Genomic DNA, 18,781 nt, shown 5'->3' on the forward strand with positions numbered 1-18,781 from the left:
GTTCGCCTCCCTTGCGCTCTGCGTCGCCGGAGTCGTTCCCAGCGGATTCGGTGATTCTCCGTGCCGATGGTGTGCAAATACCGATGGAAACAAGGTTGACATAGTGACGGGCGAGACGTCTGATGGGTCGGAGGCTGACGTACCTCGCCGGGAACATGTTGATTGGAATCCGGGTCCCGGCGATGTGTCGTTTGTGGTGCCGGAGCGGGATGAGCCGATGGACCCATCGTTGGCGGCGTGTATGAGTGATGCCGAGCGGCGGATCTGCATTCCGGATTTCGATTTCGGGGAGGGGCCCGAGGTCGAGGATCTGGGGGAGGAGCCCAGTGAGGTCGATATCGTCGAGGTGATCCTTGCCCGGATGGAGCGGGAGATGGCGAGTTTCACGATTGCGCCGGCGCCGGTGATCGTGCAGCCTGCGGGCGGGGAGGTGCTGGTAGGGATGTACACGATCTTCTACACCGACCCGGCCGTGCAGCGATTCTCCACGACGTTGCTCGATCACGGCGTGGTGCTCGAAGTGGAGCCGGTGCTCTACGAGTGGGACTTCGGCGACGGCTCCGAGGTCTTCGTCACGAGCGACCCGGGTCGGGCGTATCCGCAGCACACGATCACCCACACCTACACGACCTCCGGCACGGTCGCCCCGGAGCTGACCACCCGGTGGGTCGGTCGGGTGTGGATCGAGGGAATCGGGGGCTGGTTCGCCGTGCGCGGGCAAGGAGTCACACTCGACCAGGGGGACCCGGTCGAGGCGGTCTCCAAGCAGAACCGACTCGTGCCCGGTGTCTAGCGGCCGACAAGGAGGAACGGGCGACCGGGCGGGGTGTCCGGGCACGGGGTGGGTACCCCGAACCGTCGGGCCCGCGGGTGTCGGTCACGAGTCGAGCCGCGGCGGCCCAGCTGCGCATCTGGGAGACTGGGTCACGTGCATGTGCTCATCGCCCCCCACAGTTTCGGTCCCCTTCTTCCCTCGACCGTCGCGACCGAGCACCTGGAGGCCGGCTGGCTCGAGGCTCGGCCCGACGACCGGGTCGAGGGTCTGCCCATGTCGGACGGCTCGGCCGGCTTCCTCGAGGCCCTCGCCCCGCTCGGGGAACTCGACGTCCTCACGGTGCCGGCCGCGTCCGGGGAGCCCGGGCCGATCGGCGTCGTCCGCACGGCCGCGGGCGCGGTCTACCTGACGACCGAGAGCTGGAACGCCCCGGCGGCGAGACCCGATCCCACCCGGGCGAACAGCCGTGGCCTCGGCGAGGCGATCGGCCGCGCCATCACCGCCGGGACCCGCCGGATCGTCCTCGCCGCCGGGGACGTGCCCTGGCACGACGGCGGAACCGGTCTCGTCGAGGGCCTCGCCGCGACCCTCGGGCTCGAGCGCGCGGGGGATCCGGCCGCATCGCTGCCCGCGGGCACCGCCGGTGCCGACGCGCTGGCGCATCTCGAGGCCGCGGCGCGGGCGCTGGCCGGAGTCGAACTGGTCGTTGCCGCCCAGACCGACGCGCCCCTGCTCGGCCTGCACGGCGCGGGCGCGGGGCTCGCGGCCCGCGGCATCGACCCGGCTCGGGCCCAGGCGATCGAGGCCCGCACCACCCGGTTCATCGCCGCCGCCGAGGCGCTCGCGGCGCGCTGGGCGCCGCGGAACCTGCTCGCCACGGGCGGTGAGACGAACGAGCGGCGCCCCTCGCGTCGTCCCTCCTCCGGCGCCGGCGGCGGCGCGGCCTTCGTGCTCGGCCTGCTCGGCGCCCGGACCCTGCCGGGGGCATGGGTCGTGGCGGAGGAACTGCGCCTGAGCGGGGCGATCGCCCGGGTCGACCTGGTCGTGACCGGCGCCCGGGTGCTCGCCGACCGCGAGCTCTCCCACGGTGTCGTCGCCGAGGTCGGCTCGCGCGCCGAGCCGCACGCCCTGCCGGTCGTGGCCATCGGCGGTCGGATCGACGCGACCTTCCGCCAGCTCGCGACCGTCGGTGTGCACGGTTCCTACCCGGTGATCGACACCGGGCCCGGCGAGGTCCCCGACCTCGAGGCGATCACGCCGCAGGCCCTTCGGGCCCGGGCGGCCCGAGTCGCCCGCAGCTGGTCCCGGTGACCGGTGACACGATTCGACGAATTCCCAGGTCGTTGGCGTACATTTGGATGCGTGCCCAGGCGAGCCGGGAGGCGCGCCGGGGCATTCGGGTGTTCGCCCCACCGAACCCATGGGTAACCGCGAGAGAAGAAGATCATGAGCCAGACTGACACCGACACCTTCGCCCACGACGTGCTCCTCACCGACACGGCCGCCGCGAAGGTGCGTTCGCTCCTCGAGCAAGAGGGCCGCGACGACCTGTTCCTGCGCATCGGCGTTCAGCCGGGGGGATGCTCCGGCCTCATCTATCAACTGCACTTCGACAACCGCAACCTCGACGGCGACGCGGTGCGCGACTTCGACGGGGTCTCGGTCGTCGTGGACAAGATGAGCGTTCCGTACCTCGAGGGGGCGACGATCGACTTCGCCGACACGATCTCCCAGCAGGGCTTCACCATCGACAATCCCCAGGCCGGCGGCTCGTGTGCCTGCGGCGACTCCTTCCACTGACAGGTCATAGATGAATCGAACACTTCGCCGGCTGCTGCCGGTGCTCTTCAGTGCTGCCCTCGTGGTCACGGCATGTTCGACCGGCTCCGGCGAGTCCGCCGGGGAGAGCGACAGTCCCACGGGCGATGGCACGAGCACGGCCGACGCGTCGTCCGAGATCGGTGACGGCACCGGCGTCGCCATGCCCGAGGTGAGCGGCGACTTCGGCGACGCCCCCGAGTTCACGTGGCCCGACGGCGACCCGGACGCGAACCTGCAGGTCCAGGTGCTCTCCGAGGGAGACGGCTCGCAGGTCGAGGCGCAGTCGGTGGTCGCGGCGAACTACGCCGGCTACGTCTGGGGCAGCGACACCGCCTTCGACAGCTCCTTCGCCCGCGGCGGCTCGACCGGGTTCTCCCTCAACCGGGTGATCCAGGGCTGGTCGCAGGGAATCCCCGGCCACACGGTCGGCTCGCGGCTGCTCATCACCGTGCCCCCCAGCCTCGGCTACGGAGAGAACGGGAACCCGCAGGCCGGAATCGGCGGCACGGACACGATCGTGTTCGTGGTCGACATCGTCGCCGCCTACGGTCCGGAGCAGTTCGGCGATCCCGACGCGGCCGCGGTCGCCGACGAGGCCGACCTGCCCGTGACCGTCGAGGGCGCCCCCGGGAAGCCGTTCACCGTCACGATCCCCGAGGGGGCCGAGGTCCCGACCGACTCGCGCATGATCCAGCTCACCGAGGGCACGGGGGAGACCATCGAGGCCGGCCGGACCGTCGTGGTCACCTACTCGCGCACCGACTGGGAGACCGGCCAGGGGCTCGGCTCCTGGCAGGAGGAGACCGGGCCGGGTCGGGGCCCGGCGACCGTTCAGGTCGGGGCCGGCGACCTGTGGGACGACGTGGCCGGGATGACCGTCGGCTCGCGGATCCTCGTGATCGAGCCTGCGACCGAGCAGGCGCCGGCCATGGCCATGGTCGCCGAACTCATCGGGGTCGTCTAGCTTTCATCGGACGTCGGGGCCGGGCCGGTCGGTGTGACCGGCCCGGCCCCGACGTCGTCCTCACGCATGCCAGTGACCCGTACCGGGGACCCGCGCCGGCGAACCGCCCGTTTGCTGACGAACCCGCGGCGATATTCCGGGTGTGGTGGCCTCGCGTGAGGGTGGGGGGCGATAGAGTGTGGAGGTGTCATGCCGTCACCATCGCGCCCGTTGTGGAGCGCGGGGGTCGACTGCTGCTGAGCTAGCAGAACCAGAGATCGAAAGGTCCTCGACTGTGTCATCCCTCCAGCCGCGACAGAAGCGTCGTCGGGCTCTTACGCTGACCGCCGCGGGTTCCGCGTCGGCGGTTCTCCTCGCCGGTTGCTCCGTCGACCCGGCACGCGGCTTCCTCCCCGGAAACGACGGCACCACCAACCTCACCGGGATGATCACGGATCTCTGGGTGGGCGCCTGGATCGCGGCGCTGGGCATCGGCGCGCTCGTCTGGGGCCTGCTCATCTGGTGCATCATCGTGTACCGCAAGCGCAAGAACGACAACACGCTGCCGGTCCAGCTGCGCTATCACCTCCCGCTCGAGCTGCTCTACACGTTCGTGCCGCTCGTCATGGTCGGCGTGCTGTTCTACTTCACGGTGCAGACCCAGAACGAGATCACCGACACGAGCAAGGAAGCCGACGTACACATCCAGGTGTACGGGAAGCAGTGGTCCTGGGACTTCAACTACCTGGACGAGCAGGTGTGGGACGCGGGCGTCGAGGCCAAGCTCGACGGCACGATGGCCCCCGCGGACGACCTGCCCACCCTCTACCTGCCGGTGGACAAGCGGGTCGAGTTCACGCTCGACTCCCGCGACGTCATCCACTCGTTCTGGGTGCCGGCGTTCCTGTACAAGCTCGACGTCTTCCCCTACATGACCAACACGTTCCAGGTCGTTCCCGAGGAGGAGGGGACCTACCTCGGCAAGTGCGCCGAACTGTGCGGAGAGCTCCACGGCTACATGCTGTTCAACGTCAAGGTCGTCTCGGAGGCGGAATACCAGGACCACATTCAAAAGCTGCGCGATCTGGGTCAGACCGGCGTGCTGGACGAGTCGTACGACCGCGCCGTGACGTCGCAGTACGCCGACGCGGCCACGAAGGAGAAGTGATCATGGCTACGCAGGAAGCCGTCGAGGTAACCCCGGGCCTGACCCCCGAGCGCCGACAGCTCGGCCGCACGATCGTCAAGTGGACCACGAGCACCGATCACAAGGTGATCGGGTACATGTACATCATCACCACGTTCGTGTTCTTCTGCTTCGGCGGGCTGCTCGCGTTGATGATCCGGGCCGAGCTCTTCGAGCCCGGAACGCAGATCGTTCAGAGCGCCGGGCAGTTCAACGAGCTGTTCACGATGCACGGCACGATCATGCTGCTGCTCTTCGCCACCCCGCTGTTCGTCGGCTTCGGCAACATCATCGTGCCGCTGCAGATCGGCGCCCCGGACGTCGCCTTCCCGCGCCTGAACATGTTCGCCTACTGGCTCTACCTGTTCGGCGGGCTCATCACCGTTGCCGGGTTCTTCACCCCGGGCGGGGCCGCGAGCTTCGGCTGGTTCGGCTACGCGCCGCTGGCCGACGCCACGTTCTCCCCCGGAGCCGGCGGCGACATGTGGGTCATGGGACTGGCGATGACCGGTTTCGGCACGATCTTCGGATCGGTCAACTTCATCACGACCATCCTGTGCATGCGGGCCCCGGGCATGACCATGTTCCGGATGCCGATCTTCACCTGGAACATCTTCATCACCTCGGTGCTCGCGCTCATGGCCTTCCCCGTGCTCGCCTCCGCCCTGTTCGGCCTCGGTTCCGACCGCATCCTCGGATCGCAGATATTCGCCCCCGAGAACGGGGGAGCGATGCTGTGGCAGCACCTCTTCTGGTTCTTCGGGCACCCCGAGGTCTACATCATCGCGCTGCCGTTCTTCGGGATCGTCTCCGAGATCTTCCCGGTGTTCTCGCGCAAGCCGATCTTCGGCTACAAGGGTCTCGTCTTCGCCACGATCTCGATCGCGGCGCTGTCGGTCACAGTGTGGGCGCACCACATGTACGCGACCGGCGCGGTGCTGCTGCCGTTCTTCTCCGTGATGACGATGCTCATCGCCGTGCCCACCGGGGTGAAGTTCTTCAACTGGCTCGGAACGATCTGGCGCGGCAAGCTCACGTTCGAGACCCCGATGCTCTGGTCGATCGGCTTCCTCGCCACGTTCCTCTTCGGCGGTCTCACGGGCGTGATCCTCGCCTCCCCGCCGCTCGACTTCCACGTCACCGACACCTACTTCGTCGTGGCCCACTTCCACTACGTCGTGTTCGGCACCGTGGTGTTCGCGATGTTCGCCGGATTCTACTTCTGGTGGCCGAAGTGGACGGGCCGCATGCTCGACGAGCGGCTCGGCAAGATCCACTTCTGGATGCTGTTCTTCGGCTTCCACGGCACGTTCCTCATCCAGCACTGGCTCGGCGTCATGGGCATGCAGCGGCGCATTCCGGACTACCTGCCCGAGCCCGACTTCGTCATCATGAATCAGATCTCGACCGTGTCGGCGTTCTTGCTGGCGGTCTCCACGCTGCCGTTCATCTACAACGTGTACAAGACGTGGAAGCACGCGCCGCTGGTGAACATGGACGATCCGTGGGGCTACGGCATGTCGCTCGAGTGGGCGACCTCCTCGCCCCCGCCGCGACACAACTTCGTCAAGCTGCCGCGGATCCGTTCCGAGCGTCCGGCATTCGACCTGCACCACCCGGAGGTCGCCTCGATGGACTTCGTGGACCCCCAGGTTCTCGTCGGCGCCGGGGCCGGTGCCGGGAGCGTCGAGGAGGAGAGCAAATGAGTATCAAGACCCCCAAGCCCCGCACCCCGATGGGCGACGAGTCGCTCTTCTTCCTCGGGCTCACGGCCTTCTTCGTGGTCGTCAGCCTCCTGTACGGCTTCTGGTCGTATTGGGAGCCGGTCGGCACGACCGCACTCGCGCTGCTCGCCGGGCTCAACGGCTTCGCCGGCTTCTACCTGCTCAAGCTCACGCGTGAGATCGACGACCGGCCCGAGGACAATCCGCTCGCCGAGGTCGAGGACTACGCCGGCGAATACGGCCGATTCTCCCCGTGGTCCTGGTGGCCGCTCGTGCTCGGCATCGCCGTGAGCCTCATCTTCCTGGGGCCGGCGCTCCACCAGTGGTGGCTCATGGGCATCGGCGGCGCGATCGGAGCCATCGGGCTCATCGGTCAGGTCTTCGAGTTCAGCCGCGGGCACCACGCCCACTGACACCCACTGACACACCGCAGCGTCCGAGAAGGGGCCCCACCGCCTGGTGGGGCCCCTTCTCGCTTGGGATCGGGCCGGCGTCGCTGCCTCACCACGCTCGCTGCTGTGTCCTGGGAGTGGCTGCTGTGTCCTGGGAGCGGCCGGCGTCCTCGGACACGGCCGGCCGAGTCTGGCAACCTCGAGGCATCCAGACATGCGAGGAGGGCCCCCACCGTGTGGTGGGGGCCCTCCTCGTCACCTCCGGGACAGCCAGCCGGCGGGGATGAAGCCCGCGGCGGCGTGCCGGCCGGTGTCTCGTATTCGCCGGTGTCGTGCGGCGTCTCAGGCGAGGCTGGAGCCGCCCTGGCGGGCGCGCTCGAACCGGGCGGCGACGTCCTGCCAGTTGGCGATGTTCCAGAACGCCTTGATGTAGTCCGCCTTGACGTTGAGGTAGTCCAGGTAGAACGCGTGCTCCCACATGTCGAGCATGAGCACCGGCTGGATGCTCACCGGCACGTTCGACTGCTGGTCGAAGAGCTGGAAGATCGAGAGCCGCTGGCCGAGGGTGTCCCAGCCGAGCACGGACCATCCGGATCCCTGGATCCCGGCCGCGTTGGCCGCGAAGTGCTTCTGGAAGGCATCGAAGGAACCGAAGTACTCGTCGATCGCCGCCCGCAGCTCGCCCTCGGGCTCGCCGCCACCCTCGGGGGAGAGGTTGTTCCAGAACACGGTGTGGTTGATGTGACCACCCAGGTTGAACGCGAGGTTCTTCTCGTACAGGTTGACGGCGGCGAGGTCGCCGGCCGAGCGGGCCTCGGAGAGCTTGTCGAGCGCCGTGTTCGCGCCGCCCACGTAGGCCGCGTGGTGCTTGTCGTGATGCAGCTCCATGATCTTGGCCGAGATGTGAGGCTCCAAGGCCGCATAGTCGTAGGGCAGTTCCGGAAGCGTGTACTTAGCCATCGTTTCTCCTTCTCGATTGGGTGTCACAACCGCGACAACACCGGCATCTTCGAGAAGATTCCGGTGTTGTCGCGGCGTCACGGGCGCTGATGGGGATCAGCGCGAGATCTCCGTGGGCTCCTCGCTCACTTCGATCGCGTTCGGTCCGGCGTCGTGGTGGGCACGCGCCTGGGCATACTCGGCGGCGGAGACGGGCTCGACCCTGTCCTCGAAGAACCAGCGAGACAGGTTCCGGCGACGCAGGTCGCGCTTGTACCCGGGCCGGGCGACGCCGTTGGAGTCCTCGGCCGGCTCGATCTCCACCGGCCGGTAGACGTGGTGGCTGACGCGGGCCCAGATCTCGTACTCCGACAGCGGCTCGTGCACCTCGTAGTAGCGGCCCTCCGGGGAACGGCGCACCGTCCCCGTCTCGTGGCCGTGCAGGACGACCTCGCGATCCTTGCGCTGGAGCGCGAGGCAGATCCGCTTCGTCACGATGAACGAGACCACCGGGAGCACGAAGAACAGCACTCGGAAGGCCCACGTGATCTCGTTGAGGTTGAGGTGGAAGTGGGTGGCCATGATGTCGTTCGCGCCCGCCCCCAGGAGCACGAAGAACGCGGCGAGAACCGCCACGCCGAGCCCGGTGCGGGTCGGAACGTTCCGGGGCCGGTCGAGGATGTGGTGCTCGCCGGTGTCCTTGGTCACGAGCCGCTCGATGAACGGGTACGCACCGAAGAACGTGATGAGCACCCCGGGCACGATCGCACCCGGAATGAGCACGTTGAGCGAGAGCGTGTACCCGCCGATGACGAACTCGGTCTGGCCGGGCATGAGGCGCAGCGACCCCTCGAGGAACAGCATGTACCAGTCGGGCTGGGCACCGGCGGAGACCAGCCCCGGGTCGTACGGACCGTAGACCCACACCGAGTTGATGCTCATGAACGCCCCCATGAGGGCGAGCGCTCCGAACACCATGAAGAAGAAGCCGCCGGCCTTCGCGGTGTAGATCGGGAACAGCGGGAACCCGACGACGTTCTTGTTGGTGCGGCCGGGCCCGGGGTACTGGGTGTGCTTCTGCCAGAACACCAGGAACAGGTGCACGGCGATGAGCGCCAGGATGATCCCGGGGATGAGCAGGATGTGCACCGTGAACATGCGGCTGATGATGTCGTCGCCGGGGAACTCGCCCCCGAAGATCATGTAGCTCAGGCGCGAGCCGAGGATCGGGATGGAGCGGACCACACCCTCGAGGATGCGCAGGCCGTTGCCGGAGAGCACGTCGTCGGGAAGGGAGTAGCCCGTGAGGCCCGCGAGCATGCCGAGCACGAGCATCGAGAAGCCGACGAGGTAGTTGAGCTCGCGCGGCTTGCGGAATGCTCCGGTGAAGAAGATCCGCAGCATGTGCACCGTGATGGCGGCCATGAACAGCAGCGCGGCCCAGTGGTGGATCTGGCGCATGAGCAGGCCGCCGCGCACCTCGAAGGACATGTGGACGGTCGAGGCCATGGCCTCGGACATCTCCATCCCCTGCAGCGAGGTGGGCAGTGCGTCGGTCGGGTAGACGGTCTCGGCCATCGAGGGCACGAAGAACATCGTGAGGAACGTACCCGACAGGAGCAGCACGATGAAGCTGTAGAGGGCGATCTCGCCGAGGAGGAACGACCAGTGGTCGGGGAAGATCTTGCGGGCGAGACCCTTGATCATCCCGGCTGCACCGACGCGCTCGTCGAGGAAGTCGAGCGTGGGCTCGGCCTTGCTCAGGTCGATGTTCGTGCTCATCGCTCACGCTCCCAGAAGCTCGGGCCGACGGCCTCGTCGAAGTCGTCCATCGCGTAGAGGTAGCCCTCGTCGTCGACCGCGATCGGCAGCTGCGGCAGCGCGCGCTTGGCCGGCCCGAAGACGACCTTGGCGTGGTCGGTCACATCGAAGGTGGACTGGTGGCACGGGCACAGCAGATGGTGCGTCGTGCGTTCGTACAGCGCCACGGGGCAGCCGACGTGGGTGCAGATCTTCGAGTAGGCGATGATGCCCTCGTAGGTCCAGTCCTCGCGCCCGGGCAGGGGGGTGATGATCTCGGGATCCACGCGGACGAGGATCACCGCCGCCTTGGCCTTCTCGGTCAGGAAGTCCGGATCGTCGTGCAGGCCCGCGGGGAGGACGTGCACGATGTTGCCGTTCGTGATGTCCGAGGCCTTGAGCTTGCGGTTCGAGGGGTCGACCGTGATGTACCGGTACTTGCCCTCGTGATAGTGCTCCGGGTTGCCGTTCTCGACGGGCCGCCACGCGGTGCGCTTGAACTTCTCCACGTCCCAGTCGCCGCCGAGGTTTCCGATGAGCGGCACGAGGAACGTGAGCGGCGCGATCGCCACGGCGGTGCCGAGTGCGCCCTTGAGGAGCGGGCGGCGGGCGATCTTCGATTCCGAGATCCCCTCCCGCAGCATCTCGAGTGCCTCCGCGCGGGTCGGCTTGTCCGAGACCATCGGGTGCCGGGGCTCCGACTTCTCCCGGTCGTCCATGAGCGACTTGGCCCAGTGGATCGCACCGATTCCGATGCCGAGCATCCCGATGCCCAGGCCCGCGCCGATGCTCAGGGTGGACATCCGCACGTTGAACAGCTTGACGCCGTCGAGCGGGAACGCGAAGTAGCCGACGATCCCGCCGATCGTGGCGAGGATCGAGATCGTGAAGATGAAGACGACCTGCCGCTCGGCACGCTTGGCGCCCCGTGGGGAGGTGTCACTCAGGCGCGGACGGTGCGGTTCCATCCCGGGATTCGAGAAGCCCGGGGGAGTGAGGTCGCCGCCGTCGGCGTCGGTGGTCTGCAGGGAATCCTTGGTCATGAGGAACGTGCTCCGATCCACACGGCTGCGCCGATGAGCCCGCCGATACCGATGACGAACACCCACACGGCCTCGGAGACCGGCCCGATGGAGCCGAGTGAGAACCCGCCCGGGTTCGCCTCGCGAGTGGTCATGAGGTAGGAGATGATGTCGCGCTTCTCGTCCGGCGTGACGACGGCGTCGTTGAATCCGGGCATCGCCTGCGGACCGGTGAGCATGGCCTCGTAGATCTCGGTGGGAGTGGCCTCGTCCAGCGGCGGGGCCTCCTTGCCGTGGGTCAGGGCGCCACCCGCGCCGACGGCGTTGTGGCACATCGCGCAGTTCGTCAGGAAGAGCACGTGACCGGCGGCGGCATCGCCCTTGGCCGGGTCGACCTGGGTGTCCGAGGGGATCGACGGCCCGGGGCCCAGCTCGGCGATGTACGCGGCGAGGTCGAGTGCCTGGGCGTCGGTCAGCTGCGGCGGCTTGGTGGGCGCCTGCGGGCCGTGCTCGGCCATCGGCATCCGGCCGGTCGTCACCTGGAAGTGCACCGATGCGGCACCCACTCCGATGAGGGAGGGTCCGTATTCACCGCCCTCGGCGTCGAGGCCGTGGCAGGTGGCGCAGTTGGCCACGAAGAGCCGCTGGCCCTCCTCGGCGCTGGCGTTGCTGAGTGGGTCGGCCTGGGCGGAGCTGGGGCTCAGTACGGCGTAGCCGACGCCGACCAGCATCAAAGCCAGCATCATGAGCACGGCCGGCGCGAGCCGGTGTCGTCTGCCCTTGGCTAAAGCTGTCACGTTTCGTCGTCCTCTGGGATCAATCGGATGAGCGGGGTACGAGGTCAATCGGGTCGCGCGGTGGCGATGGTCGAGGGGTTACGGGCGGCCTAGGTGAAGTACGGGAGGATGTAGATCGTTCCGAACAGGGCGATCCACACGATGTCCACGAAGTGCCAGTAGTAGGAGATGGCGACCGCGCTGCTCGCGTCGTGGTGGTTGAACCGCTTAGTCGCGAACGAACGCCCGAGCAGGTAGAGGAACGCGATGAGGCCGCCGAGCACGTGGAGGCCGTGGAAGCCCGTGGCCAGGTAGAACGCCGAGCCGTAGCTGGAGTTCTGGATGCTGATGCCGTGGTCGACGAGCTCGGCGTACTCGAAGATCTGCCCGCCGACGAAGAAGGCGCCCATGACGTAGGTGAGGGTGAGCCATTCGTTCATGCCCCACTTGTTCACCTGGAACAGCGTTCCCATGCGGCGCGGCTGGAGTCGCTCCGCCGCCCACACGGCCATCTGGCACGTCACCGACGACAGCACCAGCACGGTGGTGTTCGCGGTCGAGAACACCACGTTGAGTTGACTGTGGGCATCGTTGAACACCTCCGCCCCGGCCACCGAGCGGTGGCTGAAGTAGATGGCGAAGAGTCCGGCGAAGAACATCAGTTCGCTGGACAGCCAAACGATCACCCCGACCTTGGTCAGGTCGGGGCGGTTCACGGTGACTGGAGTGCGCACAGCGCCAGTTGCAGACGACACCCTGTCATTATGGCGTCTCTTGGGAGTGCTTGGGGCCAGCACCACGCCCGAACTTCGATTCGGCGGCATTCCGGCGCAGATCTCGGCACGACACGCCGACGTCGTGTCAGCAAGGGGCCGTTCGGACCCCACAGGTCGCCCCGGAGCAACCCCGGTGCCGGCGTTCGGGTGGTCCGTGTCACGTTCGGGAGTGACGTGCGCCGGCCGTCGCCGGCCGCGGAGGCGATCGCTCGCCCGTCCACGCGCCGACCGCTCGGAGGGCGGGCGGCGCCCGGGAAGCACTAGGGTGTGGATGTCGTATCCCCGGGGCCCGAGCTCGCGGCCCAGAACGAGAAGAAGGTAGTCATGACCGCCGCGCACGAGACCACCCCGACTCCGGACAACGAACCCGCGCGCATCCTGCTCTACAGCGATGACCGGGCCACCCGCGACGAGATCCGCACCCTCGTGGGACGGCGCGCCTCGATCGACACCCCGCGGATCGAGTGGACCGAGACCGCCACGGCCGCCGCCGTGGTCTCACGGGTGGAGAACGAGACGTTCGACCTGCTCATCCTCGACGGCGAGGCCGGAAAGGTCGGCGGCCTCGGTCTCACCCGCACGCTCAAGAGCGAGGTCTTCGCACTGCCGCCGGTGCTCGTGACGATCGCCCGCCAGCAGGACGCCTGGCTCGCCTCGTGGAGCGAGGCCGAGAGCGTCGTCTCCTATCCGCTCGATGCGGTCGTTCTGCAGGAGGCCGTCGCGGAGCAGCTTCGCGCGAGGACGACGCAGCGCTCATGAGCGCGGACACCCCCGCCGCCCTGACCTGGCCGGGCCTGATCACCGATCTCATCGCGGCCCGTGACCTGAGCGCGCACCAGACCTCGTGGGCGATGCGCCGGGTCATGAGGGGGGAGGCCGACCCGATCGCCCTCGCCGGGTTCCTCGTGGCGCTGGCCGCGAAGGGTGAGACCGTCGCGGAACTGCGCGGTCTCGCGGACGAGATGCTCGCGCACGCCGTGCCGGTCGCGGTCGCCTCGACCCGGACGGTCGACATCGTCGGCACGGGAGGAGACCGGCACCGCAGCGTGAACATCTCGACGATGGCCGCGCTCGTCGTGGCCGGTGCGGGACTGCCCGTGGTCAAGCACGGCAACCGGGCGGCGAGCTCGGCGAGCGGCAGTGCCGACGTGCTCGAGGCGCTCGGGATCAAGCTGCGGCTCACGCCCGAGCGGGCGGCCGAGCTCGTCGACGAGGTCGGGATCACCTTCCTCTTCGCCCAGCAGTTCCACCCGGCGTTCCGGCACGCCGCCGCCGCGCGGGCCGGGCTCGGGGTCGCCACCGCCTTCAACGTGCTGGGCCCGCTGACGAACCCGGGCCGGCCCGGGGCCGGGGCGATCGGGGTCGGCAACGAGCGGATGGCTCCGCTCATGGCGGGGGTGTTCGCCGAGCGGGGCAATCACACCCTGGTCTTCCGCAGCGACGACGGCCTCGACGAACTGTCGCCGACCTCTCCCGCACACGTGTGGGAGGTGACCGAGGCGACCGGCGGTGTCGTGGTGCCGGGCCGGATCGATCCGGCCCGTGACCTCGGGCTCGCCCCGGCCACCCTGGACGACCTGCGCGGCGGTGATCCGACGTTCAACGCCGCCGTGGCACGCAGGCTGTTCGCCGGGCAGGGCGGTCCCGTTCGCGATGCCGTCATGCTCAACGCCGCAGCCGCGTTCGTCGCCGACGCCACCCTGCCCGGCACCCGGGAGGGCACCCTGCCGGAGCGGCTCACCGCCGGCCTCGGGCATGCGGCCGCGAGCCTCGACGAGGGTGCCGCGGCCGACGTCCTCGCCGCCTGGGTGAGCGCCTCGCAGCGCTGAGCCGCGACGCTGTGCCGGACGGGGAGCGAGCCGGGCGTGCTAGTCGAGTCCGAGGTTGTAGGCGGCCTCGAGGTCGTGCTGGGAATAGGCCTGGAAGGCGATGTAGGTCTGGGTGCGCAGGACGCCGTCGACCTTGCCGATCCGGTCGGCGATGATGCCCGAGAGCTCCTCGTGCTCACGCACGCGCACCATGGCGATGAGGTCGACGTCTCCGGTGACGGAGTAGACCTCGCTCACGCCGGGGATCTCGGCGACGGCCTGAGCCACCTCGGGGATCCGGTCGGCCTCGGTGTCGATGAGCGCGATGGCGGTGAGCATGTCTGCCTCCTGGGACGTAGTGGTGGGTCCATCATGCCGTGCGGGCCGCCCGCACCGCACACCGGCCCGTCGGCCCGGCGCACGGGTCCGGTCCGGACTCACGGGCTCACGGGCTCACGCGATCGAGCCAGTGGGCGCCACCCCGGATCGGCGTGGCCCATCCGCCGTCGGGTGAATCGAATGCGATGAGCCGCACGCCGGGACGCTCGAGCCACGTGAGCAGCAGTTCGCTCTCCGGCACGTCGGCGGCGCCGCCGCGACCGGTCGGCGGATCGACGTGGGCGGCGGTGGCCTCGAGGGCGGAGACCACCGGCATGGGGTCGAGGCCGGCCGGGCCGAACGCGGTTCCGCACAGCCGGCCGTGCCGGGAGATCATGAACTCCCAGCCGCCCCGTGCCTCCGCGGCCGCCCGAGTGCCGCGCGCGATCCAGGTGTGCTCGCTCGGCGGCACCCACCGGGCGGCGATCACCTGCGACGCGCGCACGAGTGGATCGAGGCGCTGGGTGCGCCGGATGCCCCCCAGCAGGGCGGCGAGCTGGTCGCGCAGCACCGCCGCCTCCTCGAAGCGCTCGCCGGCGGAGAGCTCTCCCATCCGCCGCAGGAGTTCGCTCACCACCGGCTCCGGGTCCGTGGTGAGGGCGGCGGCGGCCGCAGCGACCACCTCGTGATAGGTCAGGGCCGCCGACTCGTCGGCGCACGGAGCGCTGCAGCGGCCGATCTGCCCGAGCATGCACGGGCTGCGGCCGGCGATGGGGAGCCGCGGCAGGCGGTCGGTGCAACCCCGCAGCCCGAGGCCCGTGGCCGCCTCGAGGGCCTGCTCGGCCGACTGCCGGGAGGCGAAGGGGCCGACGGCCACCGCCCCCGCGGGAACCGAGCGCACGATCGACAGCCGTGGGAGGGCCTCGTCGGTCAACCGCAGCCACGGCAGCCGATCGGGCCGCTTGGAGCGGCGGTTGTACGGCGGTGCGTGTGTGGCGATGAGCCGCAGCTCGCGCACCTGTGCCTCGAGCGGCGTGGCGCACTCGACCACGTGAACGCGGGTGGCGAGGTCGACCATCTCTCCCATGCGCCGCCGCTTCTCGGAGGCGGTGAAGTATTGACGCACCCGCCGGCGGAGGTTCGTGGCGGTGCCGACGTAGAGCACCTCCTCCCGCGGGCCGAGGAAGAGGTAGACCCCCGGAGCGGACGGCAACCCGTCGGCGAGCGAGACCTTCCGGCGTCGCGCCGGCGGCACGGGATCGGTGGCGGTGGCGAGGTCGTCGAGATGGGTCACCCCGAGCGAGCCCAGGCGCTCGAGCAGGGCGTGGAGCACGTCGACCGTGGCCCGGGCGTCGGTCAGCGCCCGGTGGTCGGGTTCGATGGTGGCGTGGAAGAGTCGGGCGAGGGTCGAGAGCTTGTGGTTCGGCGCCTCGTCCTTCGGAACCACGGCTCGTGCCAGTTGCACCGTGTCGACCACCTGCGGGCCGGGCCAGCGCAGCTCCATCGCCCGCGCCGCCGCCCGGAGGAACCCGACGTCGAAGCGGGCGTTGTGCGCGACGAGGACCGCCCCGCGCGCGAACTCGAGGAACGCCGGGAGCACCTCGCCGATCGGTGGGGCGCCCACGAGCATCGTGTTCGTGATCCCGGTGAGCACCGTGATCATCGGCGGGACCGGCCGCCCCGGGTCGACGAGCGTGCCGAACTCGCCGAGCACCTCCCCGCCCCGGACCCTGACCGCGCCGATCTCGGTGATCGCATCGGCCGTGGCCGAGCCCCCGGTGGTCTCGAGGTCGACCACCACGAACGTCACCTCGGACAGGGGCGGGCCCAGATCCTCGAAACTCAGCTGCCGTGCCACCGCGCCCGGCTGCACCTCGAGCCCGTCCGAGACGTCCGTGGTACCCGGAACGTGCCGGCCCGGCGGTGGCGTGAGCAGGTTGGTCATGGCCGCCAGGGTACGAGCCGCCGCCGACACGCCGACACGCCGACCTCGGGTGGCGGGCGGCCTGCCGCGGGGTCTAGCGGCCGGTCTCCGTGTGGCGCTCGGCGGCGGCCCGTTCGTACAGGGCGTCGATCACGCCGGCGTAGTCGGCGAGCACGCGGGAGCGCTTCACCTTGAGAGACGGGGTGAGGTAGTCGTTGGCGATCGTGAAGTCGCTCGTGAGAACCTCGAACCTGCGGATGGACTCGGCGCGGGACACGTGCTTGTTGTTGCGGGCGACCGCCCGATCGAGCGCGGCGAGCACCTCCGGGTTCTCGGCCGCCTCCGCCACGGTCAGCTCCGGCAGCCCCTTGTTGGCGAGCCAGGAGGGCAGCATCTCCGCGTCGAGGGTCAGGAGTGCGGCGATGAACGGACGCTGATCGCCCACGACGATGCATTGACTGATGAGCGGATGCCCGCGCAGCGCGTCCTCCATGGCCGATGGGACGACGTTCTTGCCGCCCGCGGTGACGATGATCTCCTTCTTCCGGCCCGTGATCCGCAGGTAGCCGTCCGCGTCGAGCTCGCCCAGGTCGCCGGTGTGGAACCAGCCGTCCTCGATGGCGGCGGCACTCGCCTCGGGATTGTCGTGATAGCCCCGGAACACGGCGATGCCCCGGGCGAGGATCTCCCCGTCGGTGTCGATCCGCAGGCTGATCCCCGGCAGCGCGGGGCCGACGGTGCCGATCTTGACACCCTCGGGCACGTTGACGCTCACCGGCGCCGTCGTCTCGGTCAGGCCGTAGCCCTCGAGCACCTGGATTCCGACGCCCCGGAAGAAGTGGCCGAGCCGCTCCCCGAGCGGGGCGCCGCCGGAGATCGCGAAGTCGACCCGGCCGCCGAGGGCCTCGGCGATCTTCTTGAGCACGAGGGCGTGGGCGAGCCTGTGCCGCAGGCGCAGTCCGAGGCCGGGGCCGCCCGGGACGTCCAGCGCCCGCGAGTAGTCGCCGGCGACCTGAGCCGCCCACCGGAAGATCTTCACCTTGCCGCCGGCCGCGGCCTTCGCCTCCGACGCGTTGTACACCTTCTCGAAGACCCGGGGCACGGAGAGGATGAACGTCGGCTTGAACGTGGCGACGTCCGCCATGAGCGTGGCCGTGTCCGGCGTGTGGCCGACCGGCCTGCCCGCCGCGATGCACAGCACCTCGACGAACCGGGCGAAGACGTGCGCCAGCGGCATGAACAACAGCGTGCGCGAGTTCGGGCCGAGGATGGTCGGGCCGAGCGCTCCGAGCGCGTTCCGGGAGAGCTCGACGAAGTTGCCGTGGGTGAGCTCGGCGCCCTTGGGTCGCCCGGTCGTGCCGGAGGTGTAGATGATGGTGGCCAGGTCGTCGAGGCGGGCGGCGTCGCGGCGCTCGCGCACCTGATCCGCGGTCACGTCGGCGCCCGCCTGCCGCAGCGCCTCGATCCCGTCCGCCTCGATCTGCCACACGTGCTCGAGCGTGGGGACGTCCGCTCGGGCCTCCTCGACGACCTCGGCGTGGGTGGCGTTCTCGACGACGATCGCCTTGGTCGATGAGTTCGCGAGGATCCAGGCGGTCTGGTCGACCGACGAGGTCTCGTACACGGGCACGGAGACCGCGCCGGCGTACCAGATCCCGAAGTCGAGCATCGTCCATTCGGCGCGGGTCCGGGCCATGATCGCGACCCGGTCGCCCGGCCCGACACCCGAGGCGATGAGCCCACGGGCGATGTCGGTCGCGCTCCGGTGCAGCTCGGCGGCCGTGATCGGCAGCCAGGCGCCGTTCTCCTGCCGTTCGAGCAGGACCTTTCCGGGGTCGGTCGCGGCATGATCGGCCAGGAGGTCGCCGATCGAGAGTTCGGACGGCGTCTCGACCAGGAGCGGCACGGACGTAGTTTCCACTAGGACTCCAACGGGCTCAGGATGTGATGCGCACCACCCTACCCGGCGGTCGCGATGCTGCAGGACCTTCGTCTAGACGACGGCCCCGTCGTCGCCCTCCTCGCGGCGGTGGCGCGGCAGCCGCCTGGCCAGGACGAGCCCCCCGAGCACCGCGACGACGATGCCGGAGATCCAGGCGATCGCCGGTGCCGAGGGCCACAGGATCGCGAACACGAGCAGCGCGAGCGGGCCGCCGACCGTGGCCACCCAGGCCGAGACGAGGAAGGGGTCGGAGACGTCGATCGGATCCGGCTCCGGTGGCTCGTACCCCTCCGGCTCGGGCGCGACGCTGAAATCGCGCGGGCCGCCGAGGTCCGAGGCGTTCTCCGGCCCCGGCTGGATCGCCGCGGGCGTGAGCCCGCTCGGGCCCAGCTCCGCGGTGATCTCGGCGAAGGCCGCGTCGATCTCCGCACGGGTGCGGGCGTCGCGCAGGCGCTCGCGCGGGTCGCCGGGTTCGGGCGCCTGTTCGTGGGCGAGGTCGTCCGATCCCGCCCGGGCCCCATCGGGCCGTTCGAGCCGGTCGGGCTCGTCGGGCCCACCGGGGAGCGCTCCCTCGCCGCCGTCGTTCACCATGGCCCCAGCCTAATCGTGCCGGTCGTCGCCGGGTACCGCGTGGC

18 protein-coding genes are annotated in these 18,781 nt (G+C 69.5%); 9 read left to right on the top strand and 9 right to left on the bottom strand.

Annotation, left to right across the window (positions count from 1 at the left end):
- The first annotated feature begins 241 nt into the window (after positions 1-241).
- The 7 genes from GCE65_RS06790 (at position 242) to GCE65_RS06820 (ending at position 6,862) form a co-directional block, all read left to right on the top strand.
- A complete protein-coding gene (locus GCE65_RS06790; RefSeq protein ID WP_194928857.1) occupies positions 242-793 on the top strand; it encodes a PKD domain-containing protein in 552 nt (183 codons plus the stop codon).
- Positions 794-928: 135 nt separating this feature from the next.
- Positions 929-2,086 (top strand): glycerate kinase, encoded by a 1,158-nt coding sequence (locus GCE65_RS06795; protein WP_194928858.1) that lies wholly within the window; start codon positions 929-931, stop codon positions 2,084-2,086.
- Between the two features lie 135 nt (positions 2,087-2,221).
- Positions 2,222-2,575, top strand: a complete 354-nt coding sequence (locus GCE65_RS06800) for an iron-sulfur cluster assembly accessory protein (protein ID WP_152818230.1) — start codon at positions 2,222-2,224, stop codon at positions 2,573-2,575.
- 10 nt (positions 2,576-2,585) lie between these two features.
- Complete coding sequence (locus GCE65_RS17035; RefSeq protein WP_153877854.1) at positions 2,586-3,560, top strand: FKBP-type peptidyl-prolyl cis-trans isomerase; 975 nt, start codon at positions 2,586-2,588, stop codon at positions 3,558-3,560.
- A gap of 424 nt (positions 3,561-3,984) precedes the next feature.
- On the top strand, positions 3,985-4,707 hold the full coding sequence (gene coxB, locus GCE65_RS06810) for a cytochrome c oxidase subunit II (protein ID WP_152818228.1): 723 nt from the start codon (positions 3,985-3,987) through the stop codon (positions 4,705-4,707).
- Between the two features lie 2 nt (positions 4,708-4,709).
- Positions 4,710-6,431 carry a cytochrome c oxidase subunit I gene (gene ctaD, locus GCE65_RS06815; RefSeq protein ID WP_152818227.1) on the top strand — a complete coding sequence of 574 codons (1,722 nt, stop codon included), beginning with the start codon at positions 4,710-4,712 and terminating at the stop codon, positions 6,429-6,431.
- Positions 6,428-6,862 (top strand): cytochrome c oxidase subunit 4, encoded by a 435-nt coding sequence (locus GCE65_RS06820; protein ID WP_227993240.1) that lies wholly within the window; start codon positions 6,428-6,430, stop codon positions 6,860-6,862. The genes ctaD and GCE65_RS06820 overlap by 4 nt, the downstream gene beginning before the upstream one ends.
- A gap of 321 nt (positions 6,863-7,183) precedes the next feature.
- Here the strand turns inward: GCE65_RS06820 and GCE65_RS06825 are convergent, their stop codons facing one another.
- From GCE65_RS06825 to GCE65_RS06845, 5 genes are all read right to left on the bottom strand, one after another.
- Positions 7,184-7,801, bottom strand: a complete 618-nt coding sequence (locus tag GCE65_RS06825) for a superoxide dismutase (RefSeq protein ID WP_153877855.1) — start codon at positions 7,799-7,801, stop codon at positions 7,184-7,186.
- A gap of 96 nt (positions 7,802-7,897) precedes the next feature.
- Positions 7,898-9,562 (bottom strand): ubiquinol-cytochrome c reductase cytochrome b subunit, encoded by a 1,665-nt coding sequence (locus GCE65_RS06830; RefSeq protein ID WP_152818225.1) that lies wholly within the window; start codon positions 9,560-9,562, stop codon positions 7,898-7,900.
- Positions 9,559-10,623 carry a ubiquinol-cytochrome c reductase iron-sulfur subunit gene (locus GCE65_RS06835; protein WP_153877856.1) on the bottom strand — a complete coding sequence of 355 codons (1,065 nt, stop codon included), beginning with the start codon at positions 10,621-10,623 and terminating at the stop codon, positions 9,559-9,561. The genes GCE65_RS06830 and GCE65_RS06835 overlap by 4 nt, the downstream gene beginning before the upstream one ends.
- Positions 10,620-11,399, bottom strand: a complete 780-nt coding sequence (locus GCE65_RS06840) for a c-type cytochrome (RefSeq protein ID WP_153877857.1) — start codon at positions 11,397-11,399, stop codon at positions 10,620-10,622. Before GCE65_RS06840 ends, GCE65_RS06835 begins: the two co-directional genes overlap by 4 nt.
- Positions 11,400-11,488: 89 nt before the next feature.
- Complete coding sequence (locus GCE65_RS06845; RefSeq protein ID WP_370460203.1) at positions 11,489-12,133, bottom strand: heme-copper oxidase subunit III; 645 nt, start codon at positions 12,131-12,133, stop codon at positions 11,489-11,491.
- 345 nt (positions 12,134-12,478) lie between these two features.
- Between GCE65_RS06845 and GCE65_RS06850 the strand changes: the two genes are divergently transcribed.
- Entirely contained in the window at positions 12,479-12,913 is a 435-nt protein-coding gene (locus tag GCE65_RS06850) for a response regulator transcription factor (protein ID WP_152818222.1), read from the top strand.
- Entirely contained in the window at positions 12,910-13,983 is a 1,074-nt protein-coding gene (gene trpD, locus GCE65_RS06855) for an anthranilate phosphoribosyltransferase (RefSeq protein WP_152818221.1), read from the top strand. The genes GCE65_RS06850 and trpD overlap by 4 nt, the downstream gene beginning before the upstream one ends.
- A 39-nt stretch (positions 13,984-14,022) precedes the next feature.
- Here the strand turns inward: trpD and GCE65_RS06860 are convergent, their stop codons facing one another.
- The 4 genes from GCE65_RS06860 to GCE65_RS06875 form a co-directional block, all read right to left on the bottom strand.
- Entirely contained in the window at positions 14,023-14,301 is a 279-nt protein-coding gene (locus GCE65_RS06860) for an Lrp/AsnC family transcriptional regulator (RefSeq protein WP_152818220.1), read from the bottom strand.
- A gap of 106 nt (positions 14,302-14,407) precedes the next feature.
- Positions 14,408-16,225, bottom strand: a complete 1,818-nt coding sequence (locus GCE65_RS06865) for a DEDD exonuclease domain-containing protein (protein WP_153877858.1) — start codon at positions 16,223-16,225, stop codon at positions 14,408-14,410.
- Between the two features lie 73 nt (positions 16,226-16,298).
- Positions 16,299-18,125 (bottom strand): long-chain fatty acid--CoA ligase, encoded by a 1,827-nt coding sequence (locus GCE65_RS06870; RefSeq protein ID WP_153877859.1) that lies wholly within the window; start codon positions 18,123-18,125, stop codon positions 16,299-16,301.
- Positions 18,126-18,197: 72 nt separating this feature from the next.
- Positions 18,198-18,737, bottom strand: a complete 540-nt coding sequence (locus GCE65_RS06875) for a hypothetical protein (RefSeq protein WP_152818218.1) — start codon at positions 18,735-18,737, stop codon at positions 18,198-18,200.
- Positions 18,738-18,781: the final 44 nt, after the last annotated feature.

This window comes from Pseudactinotalea sp. HY158 (genome assembly GCF_009660225.1).
Taxonomy (GTDB): domain Bacteria; phylum Actinomycetota; class Actinomycetes; order Actinomycetales; family Beutenbergiaceae; genus HY158.